Source organism: uncultured Methylobacterium sp., from assembly GCF_964244095.1.
Classification (GTDB): domain Bacteria; phylum Pseudomonadota; class Alphaproteobacteria; order Rhizobiales; family Beijerinckiaceae; genus Methylobacterium.
Genome location: NZ_CAXTHR010000034.1, coordinates 16,713 through 32,850, shown reverse-complemented (window position 1 = coordinate 32,850; position 16,138 = coordinate 16,713). Strand labels below are relative to the sequence as shown.

The window sequence follows — 16,138 nt, the reverse complement described above, 5'->3', positions numbered from 1 at the left end:
CCGATCTCGGAGAGCTGGCGCACGCGGCTGATGTCGTCCTTCGGCAGGCGCAGGATTCGGGCGATGTCCTCGACGATCGCGTCGGACACGGTCTTGCGCACCGCGTCGATGTCGCCGCCCTTGAGCAGGAGGGCGATGCTGATCGTCGCGACGGCGCCCGCCTCCATCTGCTGGTCGGAGCCGAGGTCGTCGTAGCTCGGCGACCGCATGGTGGCGAGGCGCTCGCGCGCCTTGCCCCAATGCATCGAGGCGATGGCGAGCACGGCGTCGTCCGAGGCCGAGCCCTGGGCGGCCAGCGCATCGGCCATCAGGTCGAGGCAGCGGCGCGCCTCCATCGGCGTCACGCCGACGCGGCCGGCGAGCGTCTCCATCACCGCCTTGTTGCGGGCGAGCATGCCGACGTCGCCGATCGCGCCCCAGGCGACGGCGAGCGCCGGCAGCCCGCGCCGGCGGCGCTGGCGGGCCAGCCCCTCCATGAAGCCGTTGGCCGCGACGTAGGCGCCCTGGCCCGGATTGCCGATGAAGGTCGTGGCGGACGAGAACACGACGAAGTAGTCGAGCCTGCGCTCGCGGGTCGCGGCGTCGAGGTTCTGGGCGCCGACCACCTTCGGCCCGATCACCGCGTCGAGCGCCGCATCGTCGATGTTGGCGATCAGCCCGTCCTGCAGCACCGCCGCCGCGTGGATCACGCCGGCGAGCCGGCGTCCGGAGGTCTCGATCCCGGCGATCAGGGCATCGACCGCGGCGCGGCTGGTGATGTCGCAGGGCGCCGCCGCGACGGTGACGCCGCGGGCGGCGAGGTCCGCGACGACCGCCTTGGCCTCCTCGGTGGCCGCACCCTTGCGCCCGACGAGCAGGAGATGCCTGGCGCCGCGGTCGGCGAGCCACCGGGCCGCCTCGCCGCCGAAGCCGCCCAGCCCCCCGGTGATCAGGTGGACGCCGTCCGCCGAGACCACGAACGGAGCCTTGCGCTCGGCCATCACGCGGCCGGCCTTGGGCGGCGCGATGACGATCTTGCCGACGTGACCCGATTGCTGCATCAGCCGGAACGCGTCCGAGGTCTCGTCGGCGGTGAACGGCTGGTAGGGCAGGGGCTTGAGCCCGCCGTCGTTGAACAAAGCCATCACCTCGCGGAACATCCGCGCCCCGTCCTCGCCCTGGTGCTGGATCACCTGATCGAGGTCGACGCCGAAGTAGCTCAGGTTCCGTCGGAACGGGCGCAGGCCGATATGGGTGTTGGCGACGTAGTCGCGCTTGCCCAGCTCGATGAAGCGGCCGAAGGGCTTCAGCGCGTTGAGCGAGCGTTCCATCGCCTCGCCGAACAGGCTGTTCAGCACCACGTCGACGCCGTCGCCGGTGAGTTGGCGGATGTCGTCGACGAAGGCGAGCGAGCGGGAATCGAGCACGTGCTCGGCGCCGAGCGCCTTGACCAGGGCCCGCTTCTCGCGCGAGCCGGCGGTGGCGATGACGCGGGCACCCTTGAGCTTGGCGATCTGGAGCGCCGCCAGGCCGACGCCGCCGGCGCCGCCATGGACCAGGACCCACTCGCCGCGGCGCAGGCGCGCGCAGGAGACGAGGCCGTAATAGGCGGTCAGGAACGCGACCGGCACGGTGGCCGCCGCCATCGGGTCGAGGCCGGTGGGCGCGGGCGCGACCACCAGTTCCGGCACGACGATGTGCGTCGAGAAGCCCGACTGCGCGAAGGCGACGACTGCGTCGCCGGGCTTGAACGCCTTGACGCCGGCCCCCACCGCGACGACGTGGCCGGCGCATTCGAGGCCGAGCCGCGGGCCGGCGAAGCCGTCCTCCAGGATCTCCTCGGGCAGCATCGAGAGCGCCCAGAGCACGTCGCGGAAGTTGAGGCCCGTCGCCTCGACGGCGATCTCGATCTCGCCGGCGCCGGGCGCGCGGCGCGTCGCCGGACCCCACACCATCTCGTTGAGGCCGCCGGTGTTGCTGCGCTCCAGCCGCGCGGCCTCGGCCGGCACCGCCTCGGGGTCGATCCGGCGCGCCGAACGGCCCGGCCGGAACCGGATCACGCGGGTGCGGTCGTCGTCCAGCACGATCTCGGTCTCGGTGGTGCCGGAGAGGATGAGGTCGCGCAGGCGCTCGGCGGCGCGCTTGGAGGACATCTCGGGCGCGAGGTCGATGCGGCGCACGTCGAGCGTCGCGATCTCGTTGGCGAGCGTGCGGGTGAAGGCCCAGACGCCGGCCTCGACGGAGGCCGCCTGGCCGCCGTGGTCGCGGGTCGCGCCCGGCGAGACCACCCAGAGCTTGGTCTGGCGGGCGCCGAGATGCTCGGTGCAGCGTTTCAGGCTGAGGCAGCGGTCGCGCAGGCGCGCCGCCGCCGCGCCGCCGCGGGTGAAGGCGCCGGCCAGGAACACCACGGTGTCCGGCGTCTCGCGCTCCAGTTCCATCAGCGAGGTCTCGGAATCGAGGATGATCGAGACGTGGACGCCTGCGGCGACCAGCAGCGTCGCCAGGGACGAGGCGGTCTCGGCGGCGAATTCGTCGTCCGAGCCGATGACGAAGGCGAAGGTCTGCCCGGCGGCGGGGCTCGGCCGCGGCGGCGCTTCGGCCGCGAGCAGCAGGTCGTCGCCGTTGGTCGAGGCCGCGCGGTCCACGGCGACGCTGACGAGGCCCGTGGCGCTGAGCGTGCGCTGCCAGCCCGGCACGTCGTCGAGGCGGCCGACCGGCATGTCGCCGGTCCCGGCCTCGAACCAGCCGGGGGTCAGGCCGAAGACGAGGTCGCGGAACAGCGAGGCGCCGGGCTCGACCGCGATCAGCAGGCCGCCGGTGGCGAGCGCGTTGGCCAGGCGCTGCGGCAAGTCGCGGTCGCCGCGATGGAGCGCGCCGCTCGCCAGGATCAGGTCGAAGCCGGCGGCGGGCAGGTCCTCGGCCGCCTCGATCACCGCGACGCCGCGGGGCAGGGCGAGGCGGGCGCGCTCGGCGAGGCGGCGGTCGGCGTCGAACACGGTGAGCCGCGCCTCGGCGGTCTCGGCGAACGCCGCGACCTGGGCCGACAGCGGGCCGAAGCCGACCTGGAGGAGGCGGAGCGCGCGGTCCTTCGGCAGCCGGTCGCGGCTCGCCTCGGCGATCCGGGCGACGACGTCGGCAGAGGCCCGCGCGGTGGCGCTGCGGAGCGCGAAGGCGTCCAGCGCATTCGGCGGCAGGGTGGGGACGTCGGTCAGCGTGCCGGCGAGCAGGCGATCGACCAGCGCGCCGACATCGGCGACGAGCACGAGTTCGGCCGACAGCTCCGGGTGGTCGGCCGCGATCCAGCGCATGATCTGGGTCGGCGCCGGCAGCGCGTCGCCGTCACCGAGGCGCCAGGCCGCGCCGTCCTGCTCGGCGAGCCCGCTGCTCTCGAGGGCGTAGAGGGCGTTGACCAGCCACGGCCGCATCTCGGCCGGGACGCGGTCGTCGATCGCGACGACGGCGCCGCGCTTCAGGCCCGCGGCGAGCCGGTAGGCGAGCGAGGTCGCCCAGCCTTCGAGCAGCAGGTGGCCGGGCGAGAGCGGCGCGCCGGCGGCGGCGCGGGCGGCCTCGGCGGCGGGCTTGAACAGCGCGGCGACGTTCGGACGCCGCTCCATCGGGATCGCGGTCGGCTCGGTGGCGAGTTCGGGCCCTTGCGTGATCGCGAAGGCCGCGAGGTCACCCGCACCCCTGGCGCGCAACGCCTGGAAGCGACCCTCGCGGATCGTGGCGATCACCTCGCCCTCGGCGTCGAGGATGGTGAAGTCGGCCAGGATCGAGCGTTCGTTGCAGCGCCGGGTGCGGATCACGGCCCGCGCGATCGAAGCGCCCGGGCGCAGCAGGCGGATCTCGCCGAAGCGCACCGGGATGTAGGCCTTGCCCGCGTTCGCGCCCAGCAGGTCGGCAAACAGCAGGATCAGGCCGTGGAAGCAGGCATCGAGCCGCGCCGGCACGAGGCCGTAGCGCGGGTCGGCGTCGGCCGGTACGAGGTCGGAGACGATGGTCACGTCGTCGATCCGCGCGCTCGCGGCGACCTGCCGGAAGCTCGGGCCGAAGCCGAGGCCGGCGGCCTTGGCGCGGAGGTAGAGTTCGTCGCCGGTGAGCACGTCCTCGGCCGGCATCGCGACGTCGGGCTTCACCGGCGGGGCGAAGGTGCCCTCCACGATCTTGGCGGCGGCGTGGAGCTGCCACGGCGCCTGCGTCAGCCGCGGACGGCTGAGGATCTGCACGCCGTTGCCGGAGCCCGACATCCGCACCGTGACCTCGCGCAAGGCCTCCTCGCCGAACACCATCGGCGCGTGGATCTCGAACTCGGCGAGCACGACGTGGTCCGTGCGCAGGGCCTCGCGGGCGGCGGCCAGCGCCATCTCGACGAAGCCGGCGCCCGGCATGATCGCCTGGCCCTCGATGCGGTGGTCGTCGAGTTCCGAGACCGTCGCGATGTCGACGAAGCCGTGCCATTCCAGTCCGTCGGCCTGGTTGCGCGAGCCGATCAGCGGGTGGTAGGCGCGCGGCGTCGCGGCGCCGATGCTCTCGGTGGTGTCGCCGAGGCGGAAGGCGCGGCGCTGCCACGGGTAGGTCGGCAGGCCGAGCGCGCCGGACGGCGCGTCGCCGAACACGATGCCCTCGTCGACGGCCGCGCCCTGCACCAGCGCCGCAGCGAGCGCGCGGGCGATCGGATCGCCGCCGGTGGGCTTCTTGTGCATCACGCCGACGGTAGCGTTGTCGATGCCGAGCGGCTCGATCGCGTCGCCGATATGCGACATCAGGGTCGCACGGGGGCCGACCTCGACGAAGACGCGGGCGCCCGCGCGGGTCGCCTCCTGCACGGCCTCGCAGAAGCGGACCGGCTCGCGGATGTTGCGCCACCAGTAGGTGCCGCCGAACGCGGCGCCGGGCAGCACCTTGCCGGTCACCGTCGAGACCATCGCGGTGGTGCCGGCCGAGGGCTTGAGGCCGGCGAGGTCGCGCAGCAGCGGCTTCTCGGTCGGGTCCATGAACCGGCCGTGGAAGGCGTAGTCGAGGTCGAGCTTGCGCCCGCGGCGGCGCTTGCGCGACAGAGCCTTCAGCGCCGCGTCGATCGCTGCCGCCGGCCCGGCGACGGTGACCGCCTTCGGGCTGTTGTAGGCGGCGATGTCGAGGCTCGGGTAGTCCTTGAGGAAGGCCTCGACCTCGTCCGCCGGCATCAGCAGCACCGCCATGGTGCCCTGGCCGCGGGTCGTCTCCTGATGGTGGCTGCGGTAGTAGATGACCCGGACGGCCTGCTCCAGGCTGAGGATGCTGGCGGCCTCGGCCGCCGCGATCTCGCCGACGCTGTGGCCGAGCACGAATTTCGGGGCGAGGCCGCGGGCGCGCAACGCCGTGGTGGAGGCGCTCTGGATCGCGAAGATCAGCGGCTGCGAGACGCTGGTCAGCGCCAGCCGCTCGTCGAGGTCCTCGGCGTCGAGCGCCGCCCTCAGCGACCACTTCGCGTAAGGCGCAAACAGCGCGTCGATCCGGTCGAAGGCCGCGCGGAAGACGGCGTTCTCGGCATAGGCCTCCCGGCCCATCCCGGCCCACTGGCTGCCGTTGCCCGAATAGACGAACGCGACGTCGGCCGCCCGGTCGATCGCCGTGCCGGTGAGCGCGGCCTCCGTGTCCTCGGCCTCGCCGACGGCGCGCAGCGCGGCGACGACGTCCGTCCCGCCGTCCAGCGCGATGGCGACCCGCGACGCGAGACGCTCGCGGCGATGGGCCGCCCCGGCGGCGATCCGCACGGCCTCGGCCGGGCCGGCGGCCTCGAACCGCTCGGCGTAGTCGAGGGCGAGTTCGTTCAGCGCGGCGCGGCTCTGGGCCGAGAGCAGCAGAACCGCGGGCGCGCGGGTCGCGGCCGCCGCGGCGGGCGCGGGCGCAGGGTCGGTCAGGACGACGTGGGCGTTGGTGCCGCCGAAGCCGAAGGAGTTGACGCCGGCAAAGCGCGCGCGGCGCCCGCGCTCCAGCGCAAGCGCCGCCTGCACCACGTGCAGGTTCATCTCGCGGAACGGGATGTCGGGGTTGAGCGCGGCCGAATGCAGCGAGGCCGGCACGAGGTCGTGCTCCAGCGCGAGGCTCGCCTTGAGCAGGCCGGCCAGCCCCGAGACCGGCTCGGTGTGGCCGATGTTGGTCTTGATCGAGCCGATCGGCAGGGGGCTCTTGCGGCCCTTGCCGATCTTGCCGCCGATGGCCGACGCCTCGATCGGGTCGCCCACCGGCGTGCCGGTGCCGTGCGCCTCCATGAACGCCACGTCGTCGAGGTCGATCTCGGCCTCGCGGTAGACCTGCTCCAGCAGCGCCCCCTGGGCGTAGCCCGACGGCAGCGAGATGCCGGTGGTGCGCCCATCCGAGTTGACGCCGCTCGCGGCGATCACGCCGCGGACCGTCGAACCGCCGCGCCGCGCGGCTTGCGCCGATTGCAGCACGAGCACCACCCCGCCCTCGGAGCGGACGTAGCCGTCGGCGGAGGCCGAGAACGCCTGGCACAGGCCGGTGCGCGACAGCATCTGCGCGTTGGAGAAGCAGATGAAGTTGAACGGGCTCGCGATCACGTTGACGCCGGCGACGATCGCCGTGTCGACGCGGCCCGTGCGGATCGCGGCGACCGCGTTGTCGAGCGCCACGAGCGAGGAGGAGCAGGCGGTGTCGACGGTGAAGCTCGGCCCCTTCAGGTCGAAGATGTACGAGATCCGGTTCGACAGGATCGAGAGGGTGTTGCCGGTGGCGGCGTAGGCATCCCCCGACGGGGCGTCGAGGATGCGCAGGTTGCCGTAATCGAGCGACGAGGCGCCGACGAACACGCCGATCGGGCTGCCGGCCACCGCCGACGGCCGCATGCCGGCATCCTCCAGCGCCTCCCAGCTCAGTTCGAGCAGGAGCCGCTGCTGCGGGTCCATCTGCTCGGCCTCGCGCGGCGAGATGCCGAACACCGCCGGGTCGAACGACCAGATGTCGTCGAGCACGCCGGCAGCCCAGGTGTAGCTCTTGCCGCGCTCCTGCGCCCGGGGGTGTCCGAACCGGTCCAGCGACCAGCGGTCGCCGGGGATGCGGCCGACGGCGCAGCGCGCCTCGGCCAGGAGTTGCCAGAGTCCGTCGACGCTCGGCGCGCCGGGAAGCCGGCAGGCGCGACCGACGATCGCGATGTCTGTACGTTGTGTCACGTTTGATTCGCACACGCTCGTTAACGAAAAGACGGTTCGGTCGCCGGCGAGTTGGACCCCCGCCGACCCTTAGTATGGCTCTAAAGCACTGTCCAACCTGCGGTCGCCCCGGATGCGCCGACGAGCGGTCTTTTACGGACGCCTGTGGCCAACATTCATCAGTGTAAGCGTTGCCGTAAAAGGTATCGCAAGTCTCTCAACGCGCCGTCGCCGCGCGGATTCGGCACAGGGCCACCGTATTGTGACCGCATTCCACCGGCCGGCCGCGCGTCGAGCTTGGGCTGGACGATCGAAACCGCGCGGACGACGGGACCGAGACGTCGGCCGCGGCTCGAAGGCGAGGGAACGGGGCGGCGCGCCCCGCTGTCCGTCCTCGTCGAGCGCGCCCGGTCGCAAGACTCGCGCCGCCCGCAACCCGGCCTCATCGGCCACGACCTGCGCGCGCCGGCGGCCGCCCGACGCTGGCGTAGCGGAACCCGAGCCGCTCCATGTCCTGGACCCGGTAGACGTTCCGGAGATCGACCAGCACCGGTTCCGCCATGAGGCTGCGCAGGCGGTCGAAGTCGAGCGCCCGGAAGGCGTTCCACTCGGTGACGAGGACGAGGGCGTCGGCGCCCTCGGCGCAGGCGTAGGGATCGTCGGCGTAGGCGATGTCGGGCAGGAGGGTTTTGGCCTGCGCCATGCCCTCGGGATCGTAGGCGCGGACCGTCGCGCCGGCATCCTGCAGGCCGGCGACGATGGCCAGCGCCGGTGCGTCGCGCATGTCGTCGGTGTTGGGCTTGAAGGTCAGGCCGAGCACGGCGATCGTGCGGCCGCGCACCGAGCCGCCGCAGGCCTGGATCACCTTGCGCGCCATGGCACGCTTCCTCTGGTCGTTGACCGCGACCACCGTCTCGACGATCCGCATCGGGGTGCCGGCATCCTGGGCGGTCTTGACCAGGGCGAGCGTATCCTTCGGGAAGCACGAGCCGCCGTAGCCGGGGCCGGCATGGAGGAACTTGGCCCCGATGCGGTTGTCGAGCCCGATGCCGCGGGCGACCTCCTGCACGTCGGCGCCGACCCGTTCGCACAGGTCCGCGACCTCGTTGATGAAGGTGATCTTGGTGGCCAGGAACGCGTTGGCCGCGTACTTGGTCAGCTCGGCCGTGCGCCGGCCGGTGACGAGGATCGGCGCCGCGTTGAGGTAGAGCGGCCGGTACACCGCGCGCATCACGGCTTCAGCGCGTGCGTCCTCGGCGCCGAGGACGATGCGGTCGGGCCGCTTGAAGTCGTCGATCGCCGCGCCCTCGCGCAGGAATTCCGGGTTCGACACCACGGCGAAATCCCCCTCGGGGCGGGCCTCGCGGAGGATGCGCTCGACCTCGTCGCCGGTGCCCACCGGCACGGTCGATTTCGTCACCACCACGGTGTAGCCGGTGAGCGCGGCGGCGATCTCGCGGGCGGCGGCGTAGACGTAGCTGAGGTCGGCAAAGCCGTCGCCGCGCCGCGACGGCGTGCCGACGGCGATGAACACCGCGTCGGCACCCGCCACCGCCGCCGACAGGTCGGTGCCGAAGCCGAGCCGGCCGCCGCGCACGTTCTCGGCGACCAGCGCCTCCAGCCCCGGCTCGAAGATCGGCATCCGCCCCGCCTGGAGCGCCGCGATCTTGGCCGGGTCCTTGTCGACGCAGACGACCTCGTGGCCGAAATCGGCAAGGCACGTCCCGGACACCAGGCCGACATACCCGGCCCCGACCATGACGATCCGCATGCAACCTCCGTCGTCGGCGCAGGCGCGCCCGCCTGTTGCAGCGCAGCATTAGCGCGAACGGCGCTGAGGGGGAATACGCTCGGCGCCGCAGTCGCCACCTGCAAGATGGCAGAACTGCAAGATCGCAGAACTGCGTCGTTTCTTTGTGCATGGCATCGCCAAACGCTGCGGGGGTTGCGGCGACGCCCACGCCGACCGACCGACCGGCCTTCGCGAGCCGGGCCGGGACGCACGGGGACCGCACTCCGAGCCGGCATCCGCTCGTCCGCGCGCCGCGATCAGAGGCGGTAATGCCCGGAATTCCGCGACAGGTTGACGTTATAGTAGGGGTCGGCCCGAAGCTCCGCGCCCCAACGCTCCAGCATCGTGTTCGCCTCGCCCTCGAAGCGCGCGCGCTTCTCGGGCGTATCCTCCCGCCCGCGGCTCTTCGACTCGTGGTGGACGAGCTTGGCGAACGGCGTCCAGACGATCCGATAGCCGGCCGCGCGCACCCGCAGGCAGAGATCGACGTCGTTGAACGCGACTTTCAGGCGCTCGGCGTCGAAGCCGCCGACCTCGGCGAACACCTCCGCGCGCATGGCGAGGCAGGCGCCGGTCACGGCGGAGACCTCGTGCGCCTGGACCATCCGGCCGAAATAGCCGGGGTCCGCGTCCGCGACGCCGTGATGGGAATGGCTCGCGACCCCGCCGACGCCGAGGATCACGCCGCCGTGCTGCACGGTGCCGTCCGGATAGAGCAGCTTCGCGCCGACCGCGCCGACCGCCGGATCGAGGGCGATCGCGGCGAGTTCGCGCAGCCAGCCCGGCTCGACCACCGCGACGTCGTTGTTAAGGAACAGCAGCACGGCGCCGGTCGCCGCGGACGCGCCGCGGTTCGACAGGTCGGAGAAGTTGAAGGCGCCGGGCGCCGAAAGGACGCGCAGGCGCGGCTCGTGGCCGTAAGCGGCAAACAGCGCCGCGGTGTCCGGCTCCCGGCTGTCGTTGTCGACGACGAGAACCTCGATGTCGGGGTAGTCGGTGCCCGAAAACAGGCCGTCGAGGGTCACGCGCAGCAGGTCCGCGCGGTCCCGCGTCGGGATGACGACCGAGACGCGCGGCGGCGGCGTCGGCAGCGGCCGGACCAGGCGGTTGAAGCCGAGCGGCCCGCGTTCGGCACGGCCGCCCCAGGGGGCGACGACCTCGCCGAGCGCCCTGAGGCGCGCGGCCTCCGCACGGGCGAGCGATCGGTCGGAGAACGTGCCCGAGCCGATGGCCGCCCGCCAGTGGTAGAGCACCGCCGGGATGTGGCGGATGCGGGCCGGATCGAGCCCGGCGGTCAGGCGCAGCAGCAGGTCGTGGTCCTGGCTGCCCTCGAAGCCCGGGCGCAGGCCGCCGACCGCCCGGAGCGATTCGGCGCGGATCACCGTGAGGTGGTTGATGTAGTTCTGGCCGTAGAGCAGTTCGCGATCGAAGGCCGGCTTGAAATGCGGCTCGAAGCGGCGCCCGCTCTCATCGATCTTGTCCTCGTCGCTGTAGATCAGCACGAGTCCGGGATCGGCGCGGATCACCCGCGCGACCTCGTAGAGCGCCTGCTCGGGCAGCGCGTCGTCGTGGTCGAGGAAGGCGACGAACGGCCCTGCGGCCATCGCCGTCGCGTCGTTGGTCGCCCGGGCGATGTGCCCGTTCTCGGGCCGGCGCCGCAGCTTGATGCGCGGGTCCGCGGCGGCCATCCGCGCGAGGAGGGCCGGGATCGCCGGGTCTTTCGAGGCGTCGTCGACGATGCACAGCTCCCAGTGCGGGTAGAGCTGCGCCTGCACCGAGCGCAAGGCGGCGCGCAGCACGCGCGGTGCCGGATCGTGCACCGGCATCGCGACCGAGATCAGGGGCGGCGCGTCCCAGGCGCGGACCTCGGCGCGAATCCGGCGTCGGTCGGCCTCGCTCAAGCTGGCGCAGCGCCGAATCCACGCCGGGTAGCCGCCCTCGGTGCGGTGGCGCAGGGCCCGTTCGAGGAAACCGCGTCCGCGCACCCGCTTGCCGACGACCCGCCAATACACGGCCCACAGGGTGAGCCCGGGCGCGCGGGTGAGGGCACGGGCGACCAGCGGCAGCCGTCCGCGGCGGCGGATCGCGATGCGGCTCAGCGTCGGCGGGCGTCCGCCCGCCAGCGCGGCGATCCGCAGGCCCCGGACCGCGGCCGGCAACTGCCCCGTCCAGGCGAAGACGCCGCACCCGAGCGCCTCGTCGGCCAGCGGCGCCCCGGCGCGGGCGCCGTCGGAGACGAGCAGGCTCATCAGCATGCGCGCGTCGCGGGCCGCGCCCGGATCGTCGTGCAGCGTGATCGTGACCCAGGCGCCGCCGAGATCGAGCCCGGCGAGGTCGAGGCGCACGCCGTCCGCGTCGCGAAGCACCGGGAGGGTCCGGAGCGATCGGGGGCCGTCGGCGAGGGTCGCGTCGATCTGCGTCACGTCAGTGCGTCCAGCTCTTGGCCAGCGAGATGAGCACGGCGTCCGACATGGCGATGTCGAAGACCAGCATGTCCGCGACCGCCCTCACGCCGCGCAGGCGCTCGGCGAGCGCCAGCGCCTCGGGCGGGATCGGCGTCGGCGCCGGCAGGGGCACCGTGCCTTCGAGGCCGAGCCGGTCGAACAGGGTGGCGGCGAACGCGTCGAAGTAGGTCCGGTGCCCGACGACGCCGATGCGGGCGAGGATCTCGATCGCGACGATGGAATTGCCCGGATGCAGCCGGTCGTCGGGCAGGCGGGTGCCGAGCTGGCGCGCCAGCGGGTTGTAGAGCAGGTGGTAGGCCGGCTGCGGCAGCATCCGGAAGAAGCGTTTGAGGCTTTTTGCGTCGGCGTAGTCGTAGGCGCCGGCAAAGAGCGCCGCCTCGGCGTAGCGGCCGACGCGCCAGCCGCCCGCATCCTCGGCCGCCGCGCCCGCGCGCTCCTTCAGCCACAGCATCCGCGTCGCCATCTCGACGTAGGGGTCCTGGACCAGGATCGTCGAGAGCATGCGCTCGGGGGGGAAATGGTGCTCGTAGCGCGGCACGACCACCGCGCCGGACAGGAGCTGCGAGGTCGGGGCGGGGTTTCCGAAGACGCTGGACAGGATCTCGTCCGAGAGGCGGTGCAGGTTGAAGTAGGATTGCTGGAAATGCGGGAACAGCGCGTTCTGGAGCCCGACCTCGGTCCGGATTCCGGTGTTGATCAGGAGCAGCCGGCGATCGACGAGGCCGTCGCGGGGGACGCGCCGGTGCACGAGCACGTTGGTGTCGGCGTCGTACAATTCGAGGCGCGGCATCGCCGCGAGCCCCGGCACGACGGCGTCCGTCAGCTCGAACACGCACTGACCGGTGGCATGCCAGCCGTTCTGGCGAAAGGCGCCCTCGACGATGGTCGCGGGCACCTCGGCCAGCCGCAGGCCGTCGAGGGAGACGACGACCCGGCTCACCGCCAGCGGATTGTCGGGGACGATCCACCCGTAGATCCGGTCGCCGGTATCGAAATCGATGAAGAACCGCATGTCCCGTCGCTGCCGCGCCCGGCCGTCCGGGCACCCGTCCCGCGGCCGCATTCGGGCCGGCCGGACCCGGGCCATAGCGCATTTTCCGGCGCGGTGCAGCGTCGCCCGGTCCGGGGCCGCCGCCGGGCCGGCCGGATGGCGGCGCGATCCCCGGCTTGCGCCCTCCCGCGCCTGGGGCTATAGGCCCCCGACACCGAAGCGGCACCGCTTCGGCGGGGGCGCGTAGCTCAGCGGGAGAGCACTACCTTGACATGGTAGGGGTCACAGGTTCGATCCCTGTCGCGCCCACCATTCCACCGGTCGGGAATGGTCGAAGACGAACCAGGGGCTCCGCGCGGGGCCCTTTTTCTTTGAGCCGGACGCGGGCGTTCGCCCGCGTCCGCATTCGCGGCGTCCGCCGCGCGGCACCGGCTCAGGCCAACGCCAGCGCGACGCCGCCGACGGCAGTCAACCCGACGACGATCCACGGCGCCGTCTTCCAGACGGTGAGGAGCACGAAGGCGGCGGCGGCCAGGGCGACGTCGCGCGGGCCGAGGACGGCGCCGGTCCAGACCGGGTCGTACAAAGCCGCCGCGAGGATGCCGACTACCGCGGCGTTGGTGCCGCGCATCGCCGCCCGCGCCGGGGGACGGGTGCGGAACGCGTCCCAGAACGGCAGGCTTCCGTAGACGACGAGCAACCCCGGCAGCGAGAGGGCGACCACGGCGATGGCCGCGCCCGCCGCGCCGTTCGGGCCGGGCCGGACCAGGGCCCCGAGATAGGCCGCCACGGTGAAGAGCGGCCCCGGCACGGCCTGGGCCGCGCCGTAGCCCGCCAGGAAGGCGTCCGGACCGATCCAGCCGGGGTCCACGACCGCGGCGCGCAGGAACGGCAGCACCACGTGGCCGCCCCCGAACACCAGCGCGCCGGCACGGTAGAAGGCGTCGAACAAGGCGAAACCTTGCGCCGCCAGGGCCGTCGCGAGGAACTGCGGCACCACGAACAGCACGGCGAAGATGGCGAGCGCGACGGCGCCCGCCCGGCGCGAGATCGGGAGGGCGAGGGAGCCGGCGCCGGCGCCGTCGCCGGCGCGGCACAGCACGAGGCCCGATCCGGCCCCGAGGAGGATCGACGCGACCTGACCGACCGAGCCCGGCGCCAGCACGGCGACGGCGAGCGCGGCGACGGCGATCGATGCGCGCGCGCGGTCGGGGGCGAGGTTTTGCGCCATGCCCCAGACCGCCTGGGCCACCACCGCCACGGCCACGAGCTTGAGCCCGTGCACGAGGCCGGACCCGACGGTCCCCGAGAGGGCGTCGGCGCCGTAGGCGAAGGCGAACAGGAGCAGCGCCGAGGGCAGCGAGAACGCCGTCCAGGCGACGATGCCGCCGAGGAGGCCGCCGCCCCGGAGCACGCCGAGGGCGAACCCGACCTGGCTCGAGGCCGGCCCGGGCAGGAACTGGCACAGGGCGACGAGGTCGCCGTAGCCGGCCTCGTCGATCCAGCCGCGCCGGCGGACGAGTTCGTCCCGGAAGTAGCCGAGATGCGCGACCGGGCCGCCGAACGATGTCACGCCGAGCTTGAGGAAGGCGAGCAGGACGTCCACGAGCGCGCCGCGGCCGGCGTTCGCGGCGGCGGGTCGCGCGTCCGGCGACCGGTTCGCGGACACGGCGGGCGCGGAGGCCGGTCAGTCGTCCTCGTCTTCCTCGACGTCGACGAGGTCGGTGGTGTCGTCGTCCTCGTCGTCGACGACGAGGGTGTCGTCGTCGGCGGCCTCCCCATCGGCATCCGGCTCGATTACGTCGTCGGCCTCGGTATCGGTGTCCTTCTCGGTCTCCTCGGCCTCGACCTCGTCGAGGGAGACGAGTTCCGGACCGGGGGCGTCGGCCTCGTCCTCGTCGGCGACCGGCTCCTTGCGGGCGGCGACCGGGGCCGAGCGGCCGGAGAAGGGGGTGAGGGCGGCCGTCGGGACGACATCGCCGGAATAGGGGGAAACCACCGGATCACGGCCGAGGTCGTAGAACTTCCTGCCGGTCGTCGGGCAGATCCGCTTGGTGCCGAGTTCGGGACGAGCCACGTGCGCCTTCCTGTGTCAGTGCGAGCAAGCCCCGTGATGTCGCGGGTTTTCGCGCGGTGTCAATTCGTCGAGGACGCGGCGTGCATGTCCGGAACGCTGCGGAAGCCTCGGCAAGGCTCGCGGCAAGGCTCGCCACACGGCTCGCGACCGGCCCCCGGAACGCCGGGGCGGGCCTGTCCGTTTGCCCTCCGGACACGCACGGAGAACCGTTCCCATGAGACGCACGATCCTCAGAACCACGATCCTCGCCGCCGGCCTCCTCGGCCTCGGTGCGCTCGGCCAGTCGGCCCCGGCCGAGGCGAAGGGCTGCATCAAGGGCGCCGTCGTCGGCGGCATCGCCGGCCACATGGCTGGTCACGGCAAGATGGGCGCGGCCGCCGGCTGCGCCGTCGGGCACCACAACGCCAACAAGAAACGCTGACCCCTCATCCCCCTCCCGCTCGGTCCGGCCCCGTCGTCTCCCCGAGACGGCGGGGTTTCTCGTGAGCGGAGCGGGGGGCGTTTTCCGGAGCGGGTTCGGCTCTGCGACGCGGCCCTTCCGGCGAAGGGTCCCGTGACGATCAGGGGGAAAAGGTGGGTCCCGGGGCCGAAGCCCCGGGTTCTGTTTCGACGGTTACCCTACCGCAAGATGCTTACGCCGCGAGGCGGGCATCCATGACAACGTTATCGTTGGCATTTAGGATTTGGTCAGGTGCCCGAAACGGGGGTTGCCCGCGTCGAACCGGTCGAGTCCCTACCGACAGTCGCATCGTATCCCACCGAGATGGGACTGAACTCGCGATCCCTTTACCGCCCAGTCGAACCTATTTCGCCCCCATCAGAAACGCAGCCCGACAAATCTTGCGCGCTGCGTTCGTGGTGGAGGCGCCGGAGTACTGCCCTCCGGGTCCTGAAACGTTATTACGAACCGGTCATCAACCGCATCACATGCATAGCAGATTCCCCCGGCCCGGTCCAGGGAATCCGCGCGCGGCCAAGGGCCTCGAACGCGGGTCGACGTCGTCCGGTGTGGCACGTGCCGGCACCCTCTCCGTCAATTCCGGTGCTGTGGAGCAGAACCCGGACCCGGAGGGCCGCGCCGGAGGCGTGCAATCCATAGCCATGGCGCGGCCCCATCCTGGCTCCGTCGGGGGCTCTGGATTCCGGGTTCGCCTGCGGCGCACCGGAATGACGGGTTGGTCGTCCGTCATAGGCGCCGATCACGGTTTCGGGTGCGTGCCGTCAACCTGCGTTCGGAGCCCTGGGCGCGCGGTGCCGAAGCTTTCGCTCGCTCGGGAGATCGCAGCCGCCATCGGCGAGGCGCGACGTCTCACCGCGCGGCCGCGCGGCCGCCATAGGTCGCGAACGAACTGCGCACCTTGTCGGCGAGCCCGTCCCCGACCTCGGCGGTGACCCGGAGCTTGCCGGCGAGCGCCGGCGCTCCGTCCGAACCCGTCTTGGGCCGGCCATCCTCCAGGTCGGCCCCGGCCTTGGCGGCGCCGGCCGAGTTGCCGTCGGAGACGGGCGCGATCGCGACCGCCTTCCGGTCGAGCCCATGTTCCTGGACGAGGTGCTCCACCGCCATCTCGGCGTCGCGGCGGGTCTCGAACTCGGCACTGATGGTCTCTGGCATGCGGCGTGTCCTGTCGGAGTGGGAGGATCGGGGGCGGCTGCGCGGTCAAGCGCCGGTCCGGGCCGGGTGTTCCG

8 protein-coding genes, 1 tRNA gene and 1 other RNA gene are annotated in these 16,138 nt (G+C 72.7%); 2 read left to right on the top strand and 8 right to left on the bottom strand.

Annotated features, from left to right (window positions below; all coding sequences use genetic code 11):
• From ACFE86_RS07905 to ACFE86_RS07890, 4 genes are all read right to left on the bottom strand, one after another.
• The coding region (locus ACFE86_RS07905; protein ID WP_375454782.1) for an SDR family NAD(P)-dependent oxidoreductase at positions 1–7,148 on the bottom strand (7,148 nt) is incomplete at its 3' end.
• A 421-nt stretch (positions 7,149–7,569) separates the two neighbouring features.
• On the bottom strand, positions 7,570–8,898 hold the full coding sequence (locus ACFE86_RS07900) for a UDP-glucose dehydrogenase family protein (protein ID WP_375454781.1): 1,329 nt from the start codon (positions 8,896–8,898) through the stop codon (positions 7,570–7,572).
• Positions 8,899–9,176: 278 nt separating this feature from the next.
• The gene (locus ACFE86_RS07895; RefSeq protein ID WP_375454780.1) at positions 9,177–11,342 is read right to left on the bottom strand and encodes a glycosyltransferase family 2 protein; all 2,166 of its coding nucleotides are present in this window, start codon (positions 11,340–11,342) and stop codon (positions 9,177–9,179) included.
• A 1-nt stretch (position 11,343) separates the two neighbouring features.
• On the bottom strand, positions 11,344–12,396 hold the full coding sequence (locus ACFE86_RS07890) for a hypothetical protein (RefSeq protein WP_375454779.1): 1,053 nt from the start codon (positions 12,394–12,396) through the stop codon (positions 11,344–11,346).
• 216 nt (positions 12,397–12,612) lie between these two features.
• On the opposite strand from ACFE86_RS07890, the gene ACFE86_RS07885 reads away from it, so the two are divergent.
• A tRNA-Val gene (locus tag ACFE86_RS07885) sits at positions 12,613–12,687 on the top strand.
• A 121-nt stretch (positions 12,688–12,808) separates the two neighbouring features.
• Here ACFE86_RS07885 and chrA read toward each other — a convergent pair.
• Both chrA and ACFE86_RS07875 read right to left on the bottom strand, forming a co-directional pair.
• Positions 12,809–13,981 carry a chromate efflux transporter gene (chrA, locus tag ACFE86_RS07880; RefSeq protein WP_375454778.1) on the bottom strand — a complete coding sequence of 391 codons (1,173 nt, stop codon included), beginning with the start codon at positions 13,979–13,981 and terminating at the stop codon, positions 12,809–12,811.
• Between the two features lie 81 nt (positions 13,982–14,062).
• Positions 14,063–14,452 carry a TIGR02300 family protein gene (locus ACFE86_RS07875; RefSeq protein WP_375454777.1) on the bottom strand — a complete coding sequence of 130 codons (390 nt, stop codon included), beginning with the start codon at positions 14,450–14,452 and terminating at the stop codon, positions 14,063–14,065.
• 214 nt (positions 14,453–14,666) lie between these two features.
• On the opposite strand from ACFE86_RS07875, the gene ACFE86_RS07870 reads away from it, so the two are divergent.
• Positions 14,667–14,873, top strand: a complete 207-nt coding sequence (locus ACFE86_RS07870) for a hypothetical protein (protein WP_375454776.1) — start codon at positions 14,667–14,669, stop codon at positions 14,871–14,873.
• A 169-nt stretch (positions 14,874–15,042) separates the two neighbouring features.
• Here ACFE86_RS07870 and ssrA read toward each other — a convergent pair.
• Both ssrA and ACFE86_RS07860 read right to left on the bottom strand, forming a co-directional pair.
• Positions 15,043–15,413, bottom strand: a transfer-messenger RNA (tmRNA) gene (gene ssrA, locus ACFE86_RS07865).
• Between the two features lie 348 nt (positions 15,414–15,761).
• Positions 15,762–16,064: a hypothetical protein gene (locus tag ACFE86_RS07860; protein WP_375454775.1), complete on the bottom strand. Its 303-nt coding sequence runs from the start codon at positions 16,062–16,064 to the stop codon at positions 15,762–15,764.
• Positions 16,065–16,138 lie beyond the last annotated feature (74 nt).